2 protein-coding genes are annotated in these 1,602 nt (G+C 58.1%); one reads left to right on the top strand and one right to left on the bottom strand.

Annotation, left to right across the window (positions count from 1 at the left end; genetic code table 11):
- Window positions 1-1,076: 6-phosphofructokinase (locus RDL66_RS08980; protein ID WP_308536651.1), on the bottom strand; the 1,076-nt coding region annotated here is incomplete at its 3' end.
- 155 nt (window positions 1,077-1,231) lie between these two features.
- Between RDL66_RS08980 and RDL66_RS08975 the strand changes: the two genes are divergently transcribed.
- Window positions 1,232-1,602 (top strand): hypothetical protein (locus RDL66_RS08975; RefSeq protein ID WP_374042925.1); only part of this gene is annotated, 371 nt, incomplete at its 3' end.

Genomic DNA, 1,602 nt, shown 5'->3' with positions numbered 1-1,602 from the left:
GTCAGGTCCAGCCGGGCAATCCGGTTGTAGCGTACCCCCATCACTTTGGCCGGGTCCCCCGGTTTCGCCGCAAGCACATCCTGCACCGCGGCATACCCCAGCAGGGTGGGCATCCATCGGTCGTACACCGAGGGGGTCCCCCCGCGCTGAATGTGTCCCAAAATGGTGACCCGAGCGGACTCGCCGGTGCGCTGTTCAATAGCCTCAGCGACATAGTTGGCGGTAATGTCCTGGCCGTCCTGATCTTTCGCACCCTCGGCCACCAGTACAATCGAGTCGCGCCGCCCGTGCTTGCGCCCTTCGCTGAGCTTCGTACACATGTCGTCTTCCCAGCCGGGCGCGGGGGGATCTTCGGGAATCAGGACGTAATCGCAACCGCCCGCCACGGCACTCATCAGAGCTAAATAGCCGCAGTTTCGTCCCATGACTTCCACCACGAAAGTGCGCTGGTGGGAGGCGGCGGTGGACGAGAGCTGATCCAAGGCCGCCAAGATGCGATTCAAGGCCGAATCGGTGCCGATGGTCATATCTGTACCCGCCATGTCGTTGTCAATAGACCCGACGATGCCGACAATGCACAAGGACGGGTGGGCCTTCGCCGCGGCGGCGCTGAGGCGCTTTTCCTTCACCAACTGCTCCAGCAGCTTTGGCCAGTCTTGGCGCAGTTCTTCCGTTCCCCGCAGCGTCCCGTCACCGCCGATAGAAATGAGCCGGTCAATGCCGTTTTTAACCAGATTCTCGCAGGCTTTCAGGCGCCCTTCCCAATCCCGAAACTCCGGGCAACGAGCCGTGCCAATGATGGTACCGCCCTTGGAAATCGTATTAGACACATCCCCCCAGGTCAGTTCATGAATACAGGAGCCGCCCTGAACCGCACCCAACCAACCTTCACGTATCGCGAACGGCTTGGCTCCCAAAACTATGGCGGAACGCACCGCGGATCGCACCGCCGCGTTCATGCCCTGGGCGTCACCACCAGAAGTGAGAATGCCAATGCGCTTGTCCTGTTTCGGCTGTGTCGCCCTCGTTTTCGCGCTAGATTTCCCAGTTTTTGCCGGCTTCGCAGGCGCACCCATCTGTCTCTCCCCTCAAATCTGTGCCGGTCGTCCGGCCCGGTTTTATTCTCTCGAATTTTTCACCCTTTTGGGTGTTAAACGTGAACTTTCCCGTCCCTAAGCTGAAAGCAACCCGTCAAGGAATTGACGAAACCAATCGAGCAAAGGAGTAATCCATGTCTACTGAAAATGTCACGCCCGCTGGGCCCGGCGTGCCCCAGCCCGAGGTGAAAAAGACGCTGGCTTTTGTGGCCTTGGCACTGTGCATCGTGGCTTCCATCATTATGCTTGCCGGTCACATCATTACAGGTCAACAGGTCGCTGCCGTGGCTGGTGGGGACATTAGCCAAATGGGGCTGGACGAGTTGAAAAATGCTGCGGACGTGGCTGATAAGGCCGGAGATCAGCTCCTGGTTTATGTGGGGATTGCAGGATTGTTGAACTTCGTAGCTTTCATCCTGAGTTTGGTCGCTCTGATTAAGTCCCACCCCAAGACCCTGCCCTTGATTATTTTCCTGGTGGTTATCATTTTGCCAAGTATTGCCCT

This window comes from uncultured Mobiluncus sp., assembly GCF_902488535.1.
Taxonomy (GTDB): domain Bacteria; phylum Actinomycetota; class Actinomycetes; order Actinomycetales; family Actinomycetaceae; genus Mobiluncus.
The sequence above is the reverse complement of the archived record's forward strand: the minus strand, read 5'-3'. Positions and strand labels throughout refer to the sequence as shown.